Source organism: Streptomyces sp. ALI-76-A, assembly GCF_030287445.1.
Lineage (GTDB): Bacteria > Actinomycetota > Actinomycetes > Streptomycetales > Streptomycetaceae > Streptomyces.
Genome location: NZ_JASVWB010000003.1, coordinates 1 through 14,692 on the forward strand (window position 1 = coordinate 1; position 14,692 = coordinate 14,692).

The 14,692-nt window shown below is 68.2% G+C and carries 16 protein-coding genes; 10 read left to right on the forward strand and 6 right to left on the reverse strand.

Going from position 1 to position 14,692, the window contains the following annotated elements:
• The 4 genes from QQS16_RS35485 to QQS16_RS35500 form a co-directional block, all read right to left on the reverse strand.
• Positions 1 to 186 (reverse strand): DUF5999 family protein (locus QQS16_RS35485; protein ID WP_286066614.1); only part of this gene is annotated, 186 nt, incomplete at its 3' end.
• Positions 187 to 297: 111 nt separating this feature from the next.
• The gene (locus QQS16_RS35490) at positions 298 to 603 is read right to left on the reverse strand and encodes a WhiB family transcriptional regulator (RefSeq protein WP_286066615.1); all 306 of its coding nucleotides are present in this window, start codon (positions 601 to 603) and stop codon (positions 298 to 300) included.
• Positions 604 to 683: 80 nt separating this feature from the next.
• Positions 684 to 1,175 (reverse strand): histidine kinase, encoded by a 492-nt coding sequence (locus tag QQS16_RS35495; protein ID WP_286066616.1) that lies wholly within the window; start codon positions 1,173 to 1,175, stop codon positions 684 to 686.
• Between the two features lie 209 nt (positions 1,176 to 1,384).
• Complete coding sequence (locus tag QQS16_RS35500) at positions 1,385 to 1,954, reverse strand: hypothetical protein (protein WP_286066618.1); 570 nt, start codon at positions 1,952 to 1,954, stop codon at positions 1,385 to 1,387.
• Positions 1,955 to 2,441: 487 nt separating this feature from the next.
• Between QQS16_RS35500 and QQS16_RS35505 the strand changes: the two genes are divergently transcribed.
• The 3 genes from QQS16_RS35505 (at position 2,442) to QQS16_RS35515 (ending at position 4,306) form a co-directional block, all read left to right on the forward strand.
• Positions 2,442 to 3,251, forward strand: a complete 810-nt coding sequence (locus QQS16_RS35505; RefSeq protein ID WP_286066619.1) for a GntR family transcriptional regulator — start codon at positions 2,442 to 2,444, stop codon at positions 3,249 to 3,251.
• Between the two features lie 85 nt (positions 3,252 to 3,336).
• Positions 3,337 to 3,897 (forward strand): UTRA domain-containing protein, encoded by a 561-nt coding sequence (locus QQS16_RS35510; protein ID WP_286066620.1) that lies wholly within the window; start codon positions 3,337 to 3,339, stop codon positions 3,895 to 3,897.
• A gap of 85 nt (positions 3,898 to 3,982) precedes the next feature.
• Entirely contained in the window at positions 3,983 to 4,306 is a 324-nt protein-coding gene (locus tag QQS16_RS35515) for a hypothetical protein (protein ID WP_286066621.1), read from the forward strand.
• Between the two features lie 1,564 nt (positions 4,307 to 5,870).
• Here QQS16_RS35515 and QQS16_RS35520 read toward each other — a convergent pair.
• Complete coding sequence (locus tag QQS16_RS35520; RefSeq protein WP_286066622.1) at positions 5,871 to 6,401, reverse strand: hypothetical protein; 531 nt, start codon at positions 6,399 to 6,401, stop codon at positions 5,871 to 5,873.
• Between the two features lie 101 nt (positions 6,402 to 6,502).
• On the opposite strand from QQS16_RS35520, the gene QQS16_RS35525 reads away from it, so the two are divergent.
• The 5 genes from QQS16_RS35525 to dnaB all read left to right on the forward strand — a co-directional run bounded on the left by QQS16_RS35525 (position 6,503) and on the right by dnaB (position 12,177).
• Positions 6,503 to 8,959 (forward strand): hypothetical protein, encoded by a 2,457-nt coding sequence (locus tag QQS16_RS35525; protein WP_286066623.1) that lies wholly within the window; start codon positions 6,503 to 6,505, stop codon positions 8,957 to 8,959.
• Between the two features lie 113 nt (positions 8,960 to 9,072).
• Positions 9,073 to 9,522 carry a hypothetical protein gene (locus QQS16_RS35530; protein WP_286066624.1) on the forward strand — a complete coding sequence of 150 codons (450 nt, stop codon included), beginning with the start codon at positions 9,073 to 9,075 and terminating at the stop codon, positions 9,520 to 9,522.
• 65 nt (positions 9,523 to 9,587) lie between these two features.
• Positions 9,588 to 10,160 carry a hypothetical protein gene (locus QQS16_RS35535; protein ID WP_286066626.1) on the forward strand — a complete coding sequence of 191 codons (573 nt, stop codon included), beginning with the start codon at positions 9,588 to 9,590 and terminating at the stop codon, positions 10,158 to 10,160.
• The gene (locus tag QQS16_RS35540) at positions 10,157 to 10,723 is read left to right on the forward strand and encodes a DciA family protein (protein ID WP_286066628.1); all 567 of its coding nucleotides are present in this window, start codon (positions 10,157 to 10,159) and stop codon (positions 10,721 to 10,723) included. The genes QQS16_RS35535 and QQS16_RS35540 overlap by 4 nt, the downstream gene beginning before the upstream one ends.
• A 107-nt stretch (positions 10,724 to 10,830) precedes the next feature.
• A complete protein-coding gene (gene dnaB, locus QQS16_RS35545; protein WP_286066629.1) occupies positions 10,831 to 12,177 on the forward strand; it encodes a replicative DNA helicase in 1,347 nt (448 codons plus the stop codon).
• Positions 12,178 to 12,286: 109 nt separating this feature from the next.
• On the opposite strand, the gene def is transcribed toward dnaB, so the two are convergent.
• Positions 12,287 to 12,949 (reverse strand): peptide deformylase, encoded by a 663-nt coding sequence (gene def, locus QQS16_RS35550; protein ID WP_286066631.1) that lies wholly within the window; start codon positions 12,947 to 12,949, stop codon positions 12,287 to 12,289.
• A gap of 110 nt (positions 12,950 to 13,059) precedes the next feature.
• Between def and QQS16_RS35555 the strand changes: the two genes are divergently transcribed.
• Entirely contained in the window at positions 13,060 to 13,641 is a 582-nt protein-coding gene (locus QQS16_RS35555) for a winged helix-turn-helix domain-containing protein (RefSeq protein ID WP_286066633.1), read from the forward strand.
• A gap of 216 nt (positions 13,642 to 13,857) precedes the next feature.
• The gene (locus QQS16_RS35560) at positions 13,858 to 14,319 is read left to right on the forward strand and encodes a hypothetical protein (protein ID WP_286066635.1); all 462 of its coding nucleotides are present in this window, start codon (positions 13,858 to 13,860) and stop codon (positions 14,317 to 14,319) included.
• The last annotated feature ends 373 nt before the right edge of the window (positions 14,320 to 14,692 follow it).

Below are 14,692 nucleotides of genomic sequence, written 5' to 3' on the forward strand. Positions count from 1 at the left end.
CAAAACGCCGTTGCACAGCAGGCTCCAGCCTTGCTCCGGGTGGCTGGCCACAATCTGCGCGGCCTCGCGGTCGGCACTGTCGGCGGTCGGGCAGTGCGGCGTGTGCGTGCACAGCGAATCCGGCAGTCGAGTGATGCCGGTGTCGGTCGTCGTGGTGTCGAGCTGGGCGGTCGTCGTCGTGCCCATCAGGGCCTCCCTGGGCTGTCGGTCCGGGCTGTCCGGCTCCCCGTCACCGCCCGTCCCGGCCGCCGTGGTGCAGCGGCCGGTGCGGGCGGATCAGGCAGCCGCCAGAACGGATCAGGCAGCTGTGCGCCGACGTGCGGCCCGGCGCTTGATGCGACGGCGGTCGGCCTCGTCGGTACCGCCCCACACGCCCAGCTCGTTGCGCTCCAGAGCAACTTGGAAGCAGCTCTCGATCAGGGGGCAGCGACGGCACACGGCTTTGGCATCCTCGGTCTGCCACTTAGCCGGGTAGGTGGTACCGATCGGGAAGAACAGTTCGGGGTCCTCATCGGCACAGGCCGGGCGGGGACGGTCCGGTGCGTCGGTGGAGACGGGCGCGTAGGCGTGGTTGCGTACGACGGCGACGGACACTCGCTTCATGTGGGCCTCCCAGAAGGTCCGGATAGGAGACAGCCCCGAGGGATCCCCGGGGCTGCCTCAGGTATTGGCGGCGGGCTGAGCTACTTGGCGTCGATGTGGCAGCGAATCTGCTTGCCGACCAGCGAGGGCACGACGTCCCATCCGGGCGCCAGCAGGTCCAGCAGCCCCAGGCCGCGCCCGGACTCCGCGGTCTCGCTGTCCATCGCCACCGCGCTGCGGCGCGGCAGCAGATCGGCGGCGGGGTCGTGCACGTTCACCTGGACGCCGCGCCCGGTGACGTACACCTCCACGACCAAGGGCACGTGATCACCGCAGGCCCGCACCGCGTTGCCGAGCAGCTCCGAGACGAGCCACTCAGCGGTGTCGGCGGTCGCCTGGCCGGCCCCGTACGCCATCGGCACCGACACGGTCAGACCGCGCACCGTGCTGAAGGCGACCTCGGAAGCCGTGATGTGGACGACGAACCCGCCAGCGCGGTGCTGGACGTACAGGCCGGGGACGCAGGCCGGAAGCGCCGGCCGCTGGGACCGGCGCTGGTCGTTCATACGGGCCCGGCGCAGCATGTCGTCCATGTCCGGGCTGCTGTCTGCCCGTGCACTAGGAGGTGCAGGAGATGTCATGATGGGACTCAAGGTTTTTCCTCTCACGGAGTGACCTGCTGAACGGCCCTGGGGCGCAATCCCGGGGCCGCTCGTTTTGGCTGTTCGTGCGAGCAGCCACGGCCCCGGCCGACCCGAGGTGATCGGGTCAGCCGGGGCCGTGGTCGTTCGTCCGGAGCGGGTCAGCGCGCGGGACGCTTGGGGTGGAGCGTCTTGAGCGGGACCGCAGGGCCCTCCGTGGGGCGGTCACCAGCGGGAACCGCCCGGCGGTTCTTGTCGGCGTCTGCCACGCGGGGCAGCACCGCCTCCCAGTCGGCCACGCGCCCGGCCAGCGTGCGCTCCGCGCGAGCCCGCAGGGTCCGGTCGGTCTGCGGACTGAATGCCTTGGGCAGCACCACGGTGGCCTGGCGGCTGGCGGTCTCGGCACCGCCGTCCTCGAGGCGCTCCTGCCACTTCTTGACCGTGACGTTGACCGTGACCAGGCGGTTGCTGCCCAGGCGGCAGCGGACGGCCGCGTCCTTGCCCGCGCGGCCGTTGTCGTGCGGTACGAGCTTGGGCTTCTTGGTCTGGAGGCCGGTGATCGGCACCCACGTCTTGCAGTCGGGGCAGATCAGCGACGCACAGGCCGGGCGCAGGTCGTACTGGTGGGGCTTTAGGGCGGAGAGGGCCAGCGCCGGGCGGCCGTTGACGCTCCGGGAGCGGGTCCGGCTGCGGCGGGAGCGGGCGGTGCGCTCAAGGGTCGAAGCAGACATCTGAACTCCTCATGAACGGAGTGGCAGGGGAAGCGTCGCGATGCTCTCTCCGCCCTCCAGGCCGCACGGCAAAGGCCGGCGTCCCGCAGGACAGACAGCGCACAGCGCTGCGACGTGCACACAGTCAGTCGCGGCCGTCAGGCTCCGGAGGAGTTCGATGAAGCTCTCGACCCCGGCCGCCCCGAAGGGCGGACGACTACTGCGGTCTTGCGACCGGCGACGTGCCCAAACGTGCAGGTACAGCACCGGATACGCCCCGCATCCGGCTACTCACCGCCTGCTGGGGCACTTCGATTAGAACCCTGCTATGCCACCTCGGTCAACCTGTCTAGCTAACCTGTTTTCAACACTCCATCTGACCTGCTGATTCCCGGGTCCAGTTAAACGAAAACGAGTCTCGGCTTTCGAGAAACAACTAGACATGCAATGCTGTGCGCACCGGGCAGTGAGATCCGCTGTCCGCACGATGCGTGCGAGAGGGGGAGCAGTGGCCACCAAGCAGAAGGAACCCGGGAAGGTCGAACGGATCGCATCCGAGATCCGGGACAAGATCGAGCGAGGCGCACTCGCACCTGGGTCGCGCCTGCCTGGCGTGCCTCAGCTCCAGAAGGAACACGGCATCGCGTACCAGACGGCCCGCGACATCTACGGCCTACTCGAGGACGAGGGCCTCGTGTTTTCGCGCCGCGGCAAGGGGACGTTCGTTTCCCTGGTAATCGGGAAGATCATCTCTGATCGCACCACCCGCTACCTGGCAGTACTCCGTGAGGCCGGTGGCGCAGCCGGGGCCTACGAGGCGGAGATGAGGGCGAGGGGACTCGACCCCAAGAACACCGTCGTCATCGACCGTGATGTGCCGCCCAAGAAGGTGGCCGAGATCTTCGAGATGCACCACCGTGCCAAGACTCTGAAGCGTCAGCGGATCATGTCCGCGGGTCTGCCTGGCAACGACGAAGCGATCGAGGTTGTCCAGGTGGCCACAAGCTGGTTCCCTCCGGACATAGTCGACGCAGTCCCCGTGCTTGCCGAGATGGAGACGGGAGTCGGAGGCAGCAAATCGCGTATGGCGGAAGCCGGCTTCAAGCAGGTGCGTCTTCGCGAGGAAGTCGAGGTCAGGGCCCCAACTGCTGACGAAGCTGCAGCACTGGGCATTCCGGCCGAACAGGCCGTCCTGGAGATCACGCACAAGGGGATCACCATCGAAGGCCGCGTTGTCGAGGTCTGCATCCACGTGCTGCCGCGAGCCAAGTGGCGACTCGCATATGAGTGGCCCATCGACTCCCCGGAACCCGGGTGACATGTAGGAAGTCCCCGCTCAGCTCCGGCGAGAGCCGGGGCACACCGAATACCCATTGACTACAACAGCTAGGAGCTTGCACCACATGGCTAGCAACCGCATCGACGAGACCGGCACGATCCTGCGCGACGCCAGCACCCGGTACACCACTGCCCAGCGTGAGGAGAACGGCGCGCACGGCGCGTTCGACGCTGAACTGCAGCGTGCCGGTCGTACGCCGCGTTCCGAGGTCTCCGTCAGCCGCGCGGCCGCCCCGGCCGACGTCGCCGAACTGCTGGGCATCGACGGCGAGGTTGTCGTCCGCTCCCGTGAGATGTCCGACGGCGATCGTCTGGTCCAACTCGCCACCACGTACATCCCCGTCGACGTTGCTGAGGCCGCTGGAATCGAGCAGGTCGACACCGGCGTGGGCGGCATCATCAGCCGCATGAAGGAGGCCGGTTTCGACCAGGGCGACGCCGCCACCGAGGACATCGCGCTGCGGCCGGCCACCGCAGACGAGGCTGCTCGCCTCGGTCTGCCGGAAGGCTCGGACGTTCTGACCATCAAGCACATCGGTCGCACGGCCGACGGACGGGTCGTTGAGGTGACCCAGCACGTACTGGCCAAGGGCTGGACGCTGCGATTCTCGGTCCCGCTGGGCTAACTCCGTACGGCACATGTCGGTGCCCTGTCCTTGGCAGGGCACCGACCGGCACCCTCCTTCTAAACCCCTGGAGATCGAGCCCCTCATGAACGCTGAAAAGCGCCTGACCCGAGACGAGCTGGTGGAAGAGCTCCGCAGCGCGCTCGATGCTGACAACGGCTGGCTTCCAGACCTCGTTAGCTCCCAAGGCCCCGTAGGCGTCTCCAAGGCGGCAGCGCTGGACGTGGTGGTCGGGCGACTGCAGGAGTTCGCGGGAGTACCCGCTGTGCCGGAAGCCGTCGCCCGCCAACTCAGGAACGCGGCCGACGCGGCTGACGCCGCCCTCGTCACCGAAGGCAGTGCACAGTACGGGGCCTTGGGAGCCGCGTACGCGTACCTCGTCCAGGCTCGCCGCGCAGCAAGCGAATGAGCTGGTCCTGGTGAACACGACATCGGCTGTGCGCCTCCCACGGGGATGTGGATCAGTCCGTGTGAATGGGAGCCACCGTGCCCCTGCCGAGTCCTACACAAAGTGAGGCTGCGCCGCTGGACCGTACGGGGAACGGGATCGGCGATGGCTGACGAACGTCCTGACTGGGCACGCCGGATGGTGGAGGAACGAGCTGCACGGGAGTGGTCGCAGACCGATGCTGTGCGTGCGCTGATGGTTCGGCTCCCCGAGGACCACGATGTCAGCGAGAAGGATCTCCTCCGCCAGTGGAAGCGCTGGGAACGGCGCGACGCGCAGCCCACGAAGTACCGGTCGACCATTGCCGCCGTCTCGGCACGACCACCGGCGCCTTCTTCCCCGAGCGCTATAACAACGAGAACCCCCGGGACCGTGCCTGGTCCACTGGGGGCTCTCGAACGGGGCGAAGCTCCGTTGGGCGACACACCTGCATGGGAGGTGCTCGCGGGATGAAGGCTACCCGCGCGCGTGGAACCACACGCGCAGCTACGCCGTTCTTCAATCGCGATCACGCCATCCGGGCTGTACGCGCGCATGCTGACGCCAGCCTCCAGATCCAGGGGGTTGGGATGACCTAGTGGCCATCAGCCGCGCGCGCCGAAGAGGGGACTAGCCATCCTCTGGCCTTGCGCGGCCCGTCTCACCGCCCGGTTATTCGCCACCAGGCGAGCGCTCAGATCTCGGTTCGTACCCGACTCTGAGCCGCGGCCATCAGCCGCTGTTTCTCACCGGCCCCTCATCAGGGCCATTGCAAACCCGGTCCCTAGCCAGGACCACAAGGGCCCCTTCCAGGTCCAGCAGCAGTACCGAAGTACCGCTCCACCCGCGGGCCCCCGCCAAGGGGCTTCGCGGTTCGTTCCGAGGCCCGGCCAAGGGCTTTCGGAACACCAGCACCAAAACGTCGACGAAAGGAGATTCGCCTCCGGTCTTCGCGCTGTCGCCCGCTCCTTACGGAGGGGGCTCACCTTCCCGCCACACGAGCCATCGAGATCGGCCCCGGCCAAGGGGCCCCTCTGCGTTGATCCATATGGAAGGTCGGTATCGCCATAGTGCACGAGCATCAGTCGTCTTGTCAGGTCGACCACGACCAGGCCTGTACCCCGCTTGGGGGGATTGCCGCAGGTTGCGGTGTCCCTTTCGGTAGAATTGTGACGTACATCACACCCCCTCGCTGTCGCACGGGTGACGCCGGTTCGGCGAGCCGCCTGACCTCGGGAATGTTCCCGTGAGCGCGGTCGCGGCGGCGGCCGCCCCGCTCAAGCACCCGCTGTCGGAGGTCATCGACAACTCCGTCGACGGCGGCGTCCGTGAGGGCGTCGTCCCGTGTGGCGGGACGGGTTCCAAGATTATTGCCCGCCGTGCGGGAGCGCCGGGGATGATCCGGGCTCACCGGGCTCTGTCCACAGGCCGTCTCGTGCAGGGTCAGCGAGTGGATGACGAATCGCGCGTTCCGGCTGCTCAGGGAGGTGTCCGCTTTGGCGTGTACACCAGCCCGATGACAACACAGATGGCTCCGGCTCTCGGATCAGTCGGCGGTGGTCTCCAGTGGTGCGTCTGCTTTCTTCTCCACGAACACCCAGTGGTCGTTCGTACCGGTTCCGGGTGGGGCGGTCGTCCACAGGGAGCCATCGTCGGCGATCAGGAGCACTCCCCGCGCGTGGAGAGTGTGCAGCTGCTCTCGGGCCTCTTCTGGTGGGACGCCCATGGTCTGAGCGAGGTCGGTCGCAAGGTCTGTCCGGACCAGGATCTGATCGAGCTGACGCGCGGCCATCACCGGAACGCGCGGCCCGTAGGTCCTGCGGTACTCCAGCACGAATCGCATGGTGAGAGCGGCATCGGAGGCCGGCCCGAAGATGTCGTTGACCTTGTTCATCACCTCTTCGTCCGTGCCTTCCGGCGTGTCCCACTCTCGGTAGTAGATACCTGGCGGTTTGAGGTCGTAGAGGTGCCGCGGACGTGCCGGCCTTACGGGGCGGGGGCCGATGCGTTGTGCTGCTGCGGCTCGGCGGGCGGCTTCGCGGGCGCGGCGGACGGCGGGGTCCTTCTTGGCTGCCATGTCCCGCACAACGATCGGTTCGCCAGCAGGTTCCCGTTCATCCCGGTGTGCTGCGTGAACGGGGGTGTGTACCTGTGATGTCGAGGGCGACACTCCTCGCGATGCAGCCGAACCCGGCCGACGACGCCACGGACAGCTCTGCAGTCCTTCCGCGGCAGCGGGCCGCGCTGCGGTCGGTGCCGACCTCCGGGAAGCCGGACAGCAAGGGCCCGGAGGACCCGCTGCGTCTTGGTCGGAAGATGCGGTTGCGGTTGCTCGCCGCGGTCCAGGCGCTGCTGGCGAACCCGTCGATTGCCGGGCTGAAGGATGCGCCGAAGCTGGCGGCGGTGGTGCTGTACGCGAAGTCGCGGGCGCCCAAGGGCGAGAAGAACGACCTCCAGACCTCCATCTGGGGCTCGGAGCTCGGCCGATGGATGGGCATGAAGGAATCCACGGTCCACCACAAGGTGCTGCCCGTGCTGCGTGGTTCGGGCGCACTGCGCACGAGGGTGGTGACGGACGCGAAGGGGCACCCGACCGGGCTGGACTGCCTGGTCATGCCGCTATGGAACGCCCACCACGGCGGGGGAGCGGGGCACCCGCTCGCATTAACGAAGGCGGAGCTGGCGACGCTGCTGCGTCTCATTGAGGTGCTGTTCGGGCACGGCTGGACGCCTGAAGGCAAGGAGCCGACGCCGCCAGGGCTGCTGGCCAGCCGTACGGGCAAGGGCGCGGCGACCGACCGGCTCGGGCTGCTGCTGATGGTGCTGAACACGAGGGCTTCGGGCTGGCTGCAGCTGTGCGGCGGCTCGGTCAGGAAGAAGGAGGGGCGTGGGGCGGCGACGCTGGCGCGGCTGCTGGGCTGTTCGCCGTCCGGGGCGCGGAAGGTCCTGGCCAGGTTGGTGGAGGCGGGTGTCGTGGCGCGGCAGCGGAAGTCGACGGCGACGCGGATGAATGGCCGGGGCAAGGTCATGTTGCTGCCGGTCGCCCGCGCGTACGGTCGCACCCTGGCCTTTGTGGAGACTGTTGAAGGGCCTGATCCTGTGTTTTCGGCGCGTCCTGATGGTGCGTGCGGAGATCATGCTCCGGCTGGTGCGGCCGGGACCCTTGGCACGACTGGGATCTGCGGTGCTGAAGGCCCCGAGAATGCGGTGGATCAGGAGCGTCCCGATGGTGCAGAGCTCCACGCAGACCACGCTTCTGTGGTTACTCCCGTAGGTCCGCTCCAGCTTTCTTATGGTTTTTCCGGCGAAGGCCGTGAGGGTGAAGGCCGTCGGCCGGAGCGCGTGTGCGTGCGCGAGGACCAGGCCGCCGACGGCGGGGACGCCGTTGACGAGTCGGCGCCGCCGGTGGCTGAGGACGGCCCGCTGCGCGGGGAAAAGCCGAAGGAGTCTCCGGTCGATGAGCGGGATGGGCGGCGTGCTGCCGGGGCTGTCGCCGGTGGCCGGCCGAAGGCCGTGCGCTGGGACAAGGCACAGCAGCAGCGGAGGGTGGGGCTCCCGGATGATCTTGGTCTACGGGTGGCTCTGGGACCGATCTCCGGGCTGTGGGAGCGACTGTCCGGCTGGCAGCAGGACCAGGTCGAGGCGGCCGCGAAGGCGGAGCTGAAGTTGCTGACCGGCATACTGGAGCAGCCGGAGACGGCGGCGCGGCTGCTGGCCGACCGGCTCAAAGACCGGCTGGCGGAGACCGGCGGCGAGGCCCTGGTCGACCGCCCGTACCCGTGGCTGATCCGCCGCGGCCTGGTGCAGCGTCAGGCGTGCTCGGACTGCCGGTGCGACGAGGGGATCCGGCTGGACACCGGCGGCGAGTGCGAGAACTGCAACAACGTGCTCCACATCCGGCTTGCCCGGCGGGCGAAGATCGCGGCGCAGGTCGACCGGGAGCTGCCCGGGCTGGCCAATGGTGAACGCCGCAGGGTGCTTGAGGAGCGACTGCGCGAGCACACCGTGCTCGAGGCGGAGCGCACCCGGCGTCGACATGCCCGTGCGGTGGTTGAGGTGGAGGGGCGGAGGGCGGCCGCGGAACGGCGCCGAGCGTGGGAGGAGAAGGTTGAGCGGGCACGGCGGTCGGCTCCCTGCTCGGGGTGCGGTCTGCCGGACGCGGCGGGCCTGTGCCCACTCTGCTCGTACGCCCGGCGCACGGACCTGCTGGTGCGGGAGGCCGTCGACTTGGCGGTCGCCGTGCGGGCCGACCTGGACGACGCGGAGCAGGTCGCGCAGCTCACGGCGCGCTGTGAGGCTGACACTCGGACGCTGATTGCTGACGTGTGCAGGCGCCGCGGTGGGGATGAGGTCTGGGCCGCGTACGCGGCCCAGGAGGTCGCCGAACGGGTCCGTGACGAGCGTCGGGTGGCCGCTGAGCGGCGGTTGATGGCGAGCGAGGACGCCGTAGCGGAGGCGGACGCCGCGTACGAGGCAGCGCTGCGCCAGCGGCCCCACGAACATCAGGGCGCCCAAGCTGCCGCGGATGCCGCCTGTCGCCGTACCGCGGGCTATCTGCTGCGCAGCAGGCTCGGACAGCTGACGGTGCTGCGGGCGCGGGTGGCGGCCGGCCGGTCGCACCGCGGGGTCGCGTGAAGGCTGTGGGAGCGTCAAGGTCTGCCATTAGCCTGAGAGTTGCTGGATTCTGCGCTGTCCGGCCGCTTTCACGGCCGGGCTGCTGGGATGTGTGTAACGGAGGCTGAGCCGATATGGGTGTTCCTTCCCAGCAGGGGCCGGGCGAGGATCTGGTGCCGGTGTGGGGGCGCAAGCTGACGGTGCCGTGTCCGCACTGCACTCTGGCGACGCAGCGTCGCCGCACCTTGGACTTCGACGGGGTGAACATCTACCGGTCGCAGGCCGGCCCCGATCCGGCTCGTGTGGTGGAGGGCGAGGACCCGTCGGTGGAACGGGTGTGGATCGCGCTGATGCCGGGGGACTATCCGGCGAGGCTCTTCGCGGACACCGAGGTCTACCATCTGGTCGGCGGGATCGCCTGGCCAGGACCGCATCACCGCGACTACGGCAACGCCAAGGTGGTGCATGACGCCTGCTGTCCCGGCCTGCACCGCAGTCCGCCGGCCAGCAGCCGGGGCGCCGGTGAACTGTGGCGGGCCATGCGGCTGAGACTGGCCCGCAGCAGCGAGCCCTCCACCGACTGACGACACCGAAGGCTTCGAGCCCGTCCCAGGATGGCGGCGCCCGTGGCTGTACGAAGGGGACAACCGTGAACCATGCCCAGCTCATCGCCCTGGGGCGGTCTCTTCGCGTCGCAGGAGAACACGGTCAACGCCTCGATGAGAGTGGCCCTGATACCAACCTGGACGAGATCCGCCGGGATCTTGAGCGGGCCCTGGGCCTGCTCGACGACTCCATCAGCACTGCCAAGCCGGTCACCCGCTGCCCCGAGCACCCGGGTGGTCCTGTTGACCCGGACGCAGCTGATCTGTGTCTGCTGTGCGAGACGCGCCGTCGGGCAGGGCTGCGCATCCCCAGCTCCCGCGCAGCAGCGGAAGAGCCGGACGCGGCAGGCGAGGCGCCGTCGCGGGTGCAGTCGCGCCACAGTGTCCGCGCGGACCAGCCGGAGCCGAAGAAGCGCTGGATTCCGGAGATGTGGAACGGGCAGGCCTGGCAGGTGTGCGGCACCCCGCGTCAGGACGAACGGGTCGCCGAAAGCTACCTCGCGCAGCTGCGCTCCGGCCCGGAAGGGGCCTCCGCTTACCGGCTGGTGTACGCCTTCACCGACCACGACGTCGTCCGCGTCTGGGGTACCCCGGCGCTCCGCCAGGCTGAACTGTGAACGACCAGCAGCCGGGCGGCGAAGGGCGGATCGATCTGGCGCGGGTGGCCCTGCGCCGCGCTCGTGAGGACGCCCGGCTGCACCGCTTCACCGAGCGTGCCCCCGTGGGCGGTCGTCGGCGCGTGCGAGGACGGACCCCGCCGGTCCTCCTCGGGCGAGCCCTGCTTGACCTATTCCCTGCGGCCGAGGTCTCACCGATGCCGGCCTGGTCTTCGGTAGCCGGCCCACTGGCCCGGCACGTGGCCCCTGCCGCGTTCGACTCCGAGACCGGAACGCTCACCCTGGCCGCGAGCTCTGTGGCCTGGCTGACCCAGACCAGGCTCCTGGCTGACCGTCTCGTGCGGGCGCTCAATGACGTGCTCGGAGCGGGTACGGTGCGCCAACTCCACCTAGTGAAGAAAGCCCCCTCCACGATCCTTCCGCCACCGCCACCGGCGCCCGAGTGTCTACGCGTACAACCGAAGCCGGCCGTGCTGCCGCCCGATCCCGCCATCGAGGCGGCCCTGAACCGACAGGCTCATCAACTCCCGCGCGAAGCAACCCAGTTCACCCACCCGGGGTAAGAGGACCGAAACCGTGATCATGCGGTCCGGACCGCAGCTACCCTGACCTGGCGGCCGGACGCCACAGGACGCGGACATGGAGCGGGACACGGGGGAGAGGGGTCAGGGTGACCAGCGACGACAACGATGCCGCACTGCACGATCCGCACGATCTTCAAGCGGAGAAGGCTGTGCTGAAGGCAATGCTGCTGTCGAAGGACGCGATCGCCGACATCGGCGAGGTCCTCCACGGCCACGACTTCTACCGGCCCGCCCACGAGCTGATCTACACGACGATCCTCGCCCTGTACGAACGCAGCCAGCCCACGGACCCCCTCGCGGTGGCCGCCCACCTCACCCAGGACGGCCGCCTGGAGAAGGCTGGCGGATCCGAGTACATCACCGCCCTCATCAACGGCCCCTCCTCTTCACGGAGCTGGCTGGCCCAGGCTGAGCGCGTGCAGAACGCGGCGATGCTCCGCCGCACCAAAATCGCCGCTGTACATATCGAGGACCTTGCCTCCGACGCGTCACCGGACGCCGCGGAACGCATCGCCGACCAGGCACAGGCCGAGATCTTCGCCGCCACCACCCGGCGCCCCCTGCTCCCGCCGGCCAGCCCGATCGGCGACATCATGGAGGACACCCTCGACTGGATCGAGGCCACCGGCGGCCGCGAGGCCACCCTGCCCGGCGTACCCACTGGCTTCACCGACCTTGACTCCCTCACCGGCGGCCTCCACCCCGGACAGCTGATTGTTATCGCCGCCCGCCCCGCCATGGGCAAGTCCACCCTCGCCCTCGACTTCGTCCGCTCCGCCAGCATCAAGCACGCCCTGCCCAGCGCCGTCTTCACCCTGGAAGCCGACCAAAGGGAAGTCGGCATGCGGATCCTGTCCGCCGAAGCCCGCGTCGCCCTGCACCACATGCGCTCCGGCACGATGACCGACGAGGACTGGACCCGGCTGGCCAGGCGGATGCCGGACGTCAGCGCCGCCCCTATCTACATCCAGGACGGCTCCTACTCCAACGTCCACGACCTGCGCGCCCACTGCCGTTACCTGCAGGCCCGGGCCGGCGTGCAGCTCATCGTCGTCGACGCCGTCCACTTGCTCACCTACGGCACCCGGCCCCTGAACTCCCGCTACGAAGAGATCTCCGAGATCGCCCGCTGCCTGAAACTGCTCGCCAAAGAGCTCCGGCTGCCGATCGTCGCGATCTCCACCCTCAACCGCAGTCCCGAGCAGCGCACCGACAAGAAACCGATGATCAACGACCTTCGGGACTCCGGCGCCCTCGAGGACAACGCCGACGTCGTGATCCTCCTGCACCGCGAGGACGCCTACGAAAAGGACTCGCCCCGCGCCGGCGAGGCCGACTTCATCGTCGCCAAACACCGCCACGGGCCCACCGCCACCATCACCGTCGCCTTCCAGGGCCACTACTCCCGCTTCGTCGACATGGCCCAGACCTAGACCGGACCTGTAGGGTCTCAAATTTCGTGTCGGAATCTCACGGTCGATGTCGGATTGAAGTCGGATCCGACACTGCGCTGAGATTCGCAGGCCGCTGCCGCCAAGCGTCTCATTGGCTCAGGCGGGCGGCCTTGATCGCGCGTTGGGCGAAGACGTCCTCCCGGCGGCCTTCCATCTGCCGCAACGCGTCCTTGCGGTCCCGCTTGGAGAGCCGATCAAGATACGTGTGGCCGACGAGGTGATCGGTCTCGTGCTGCAGACACCGGGCGAAGTAACCCATCCCCTCGATGACGAGAGGGGCGCCGTCCTTGTCGAACCCACGGGCGATAGCACGATCGGTGCGGGGAACCGCCATGGCGGCGCCGGGCACGGACAGACAGCCCTCGAAGTCGTCAATGAGTCGCCGACTTCCCGGATCAGGCAGGTCCAGAACTGGGTTGATGATGTGACCGACATGCCGGATCCCATAGTCGTCCGGGCAGTCATACACGAACAGCCGCAGGTCGACGTCAACCTGGTTGGCGGCCAGGCCGGCGCCGTCGGCGACATACATGGTCAGGAACAGGTCGTCGATTAACGCCGACAACTCCGGAGTCCCGAACTCGGTCACCTCCCGGCACGGACGGCTCAGCACCTCCTCACCCACCACCGTGACCCTGCGAACCGAACCCCGTTCTGCCTCCGGTGGCAGAGCCGGATAGGTGTCCACTGGGCGGCCTTGCACACGGATTCGCCGGTCGACGGAACGGGACCGCTCGTGACGAACAGACATGGCTGTCTCCCTTTTGCGCACGCCACAGATGCCACGGAGGTCACCGCAGCTGATGCCTTCAGTAGGACTACTGCTTGCCAAGCTCTTTGCAAAGTAGCAGACTTTGCAAAGTGACTGAAGATGACGTCAACACCCCGGACGACCAGGCAGCCAGCACCGGCGAAGAGTTGCGCGAGCACGAGGTCCGCACAGCCTTGCTGGACCTGCTCGCCGAAGTCGGCACCATCACGGCGACCGAAGCCGCCTCCCAGCTGGGCTACAGCTCCGGCCTCTGCTCATTTCACCTACGGCAACTCGCACGTCACGGATACATCGAAGAGGCACCCCACCGCGGGGGCCGCGCACGTCCCTGGCGTCTGAGGCAGCACACCCCCGCAGCCGACGGTTCCATGGCGGAGGAGCAGTTCGGCGACCTGGCCCGCGGGCTGGAGGACGAAAGTTGGCAGCGATGGCTGACCCAGCGAGACGAGGCGCCTGCCGAATGGCGTCACGACGAAGCCTTCAGTGCCGTCGCCTACCTGACACCCGAAGAGATGAGCCGGGTCGCGGACGTGATCCGACGAGCGCTCCTGCCCTACCACGACCGCGAACAACGTCCTCTGGCCCGGCCCGACGGCGCTCGACCGGTGGCTCTCATCACCCGACTGTTCCCCCTGCTTCCCCACACAGCAGACGGCGCGGACCAGGACTGAGAAGGCGTCGGGCGTTTCGCACTTACTTGAGGAAATGACACGACGCTGAGACAGCAGGCAGATGACACGACGTGAGACAGTCTGAAAACGTCCAGGCCACGGCGTCGTCGCATGACACAGCGGCTGAGAACCTACACCTGGATCGACACGCCCTGTCACGGCGTAGGTCAGCTCAGAAAGTGCGGCAACCGCATCAAAGAGCAGGGGGAGAACTTGATGGAGCACACCACCGACGGCTGGAACCGGAAAGACCAGCCCATGCGGTTCGCCTTCGTCACGACGGAGGGCGAACTCAGCTTCGACACCAAGCTGTACCACGACATCCAGGCCCAGATCGGTGGCCGCGGAGTCGGCGAGACCGGCCACGAGTCCCTGCGCAGCCTGTACCCCGTCACCGCGTACTTCTACGTGCCCTACGACCAGGACGACCGGCGCATGAACAAGGTCGCCAACGGCATGTTCTGGGAACTGAGCGGACCCGCCGCGAGAGGCACCGACGATGAGTACGAAGAAGAGCCGGACGACGACTACACCCCGGAAGACCGGGTCATTAAGCTCCGAGGACCGGTCGCGTTCATCGACCGGCACAACTGGGGCCTGAGCGGGGAGCACGAGAATGCGCTGCGGGCAGCCCATGAGACGGCCGTCCAGCGACTGCGCAACCGCGGCTGGCTGTAGCGCAGCCCTTAGGGTTCGCCAGGCGGCTCGCTATCGGCCATCAAGGCGTTCGGCTGGCAGTTCATCACCCAGCACCAGATCCTGCCCACGGCCCAGTATCCCGGCGTGCAGGTGACAACGTTCATGGACCGCGATGGGCCGGTGCAGCCGACCGGATGGCGCCAGGCGGTCTCCCAGGCGCGCGCCTCGGGCAGCCCGCTGCCGCCGCTGATGCCGGACGGCATGTACGGGATGCGCGGCGACGCGTGCCTGGCAGAGGAGAGTCCAAGATGCTCGAGAATCTCTCCGGTCTCTACCGCGGGATTGGGTAGGGGCACCGCCCGGCGGCGAAGAAGGCGGCGAAACCGGCCGTCGACCCGCAGCGCCGTACGCC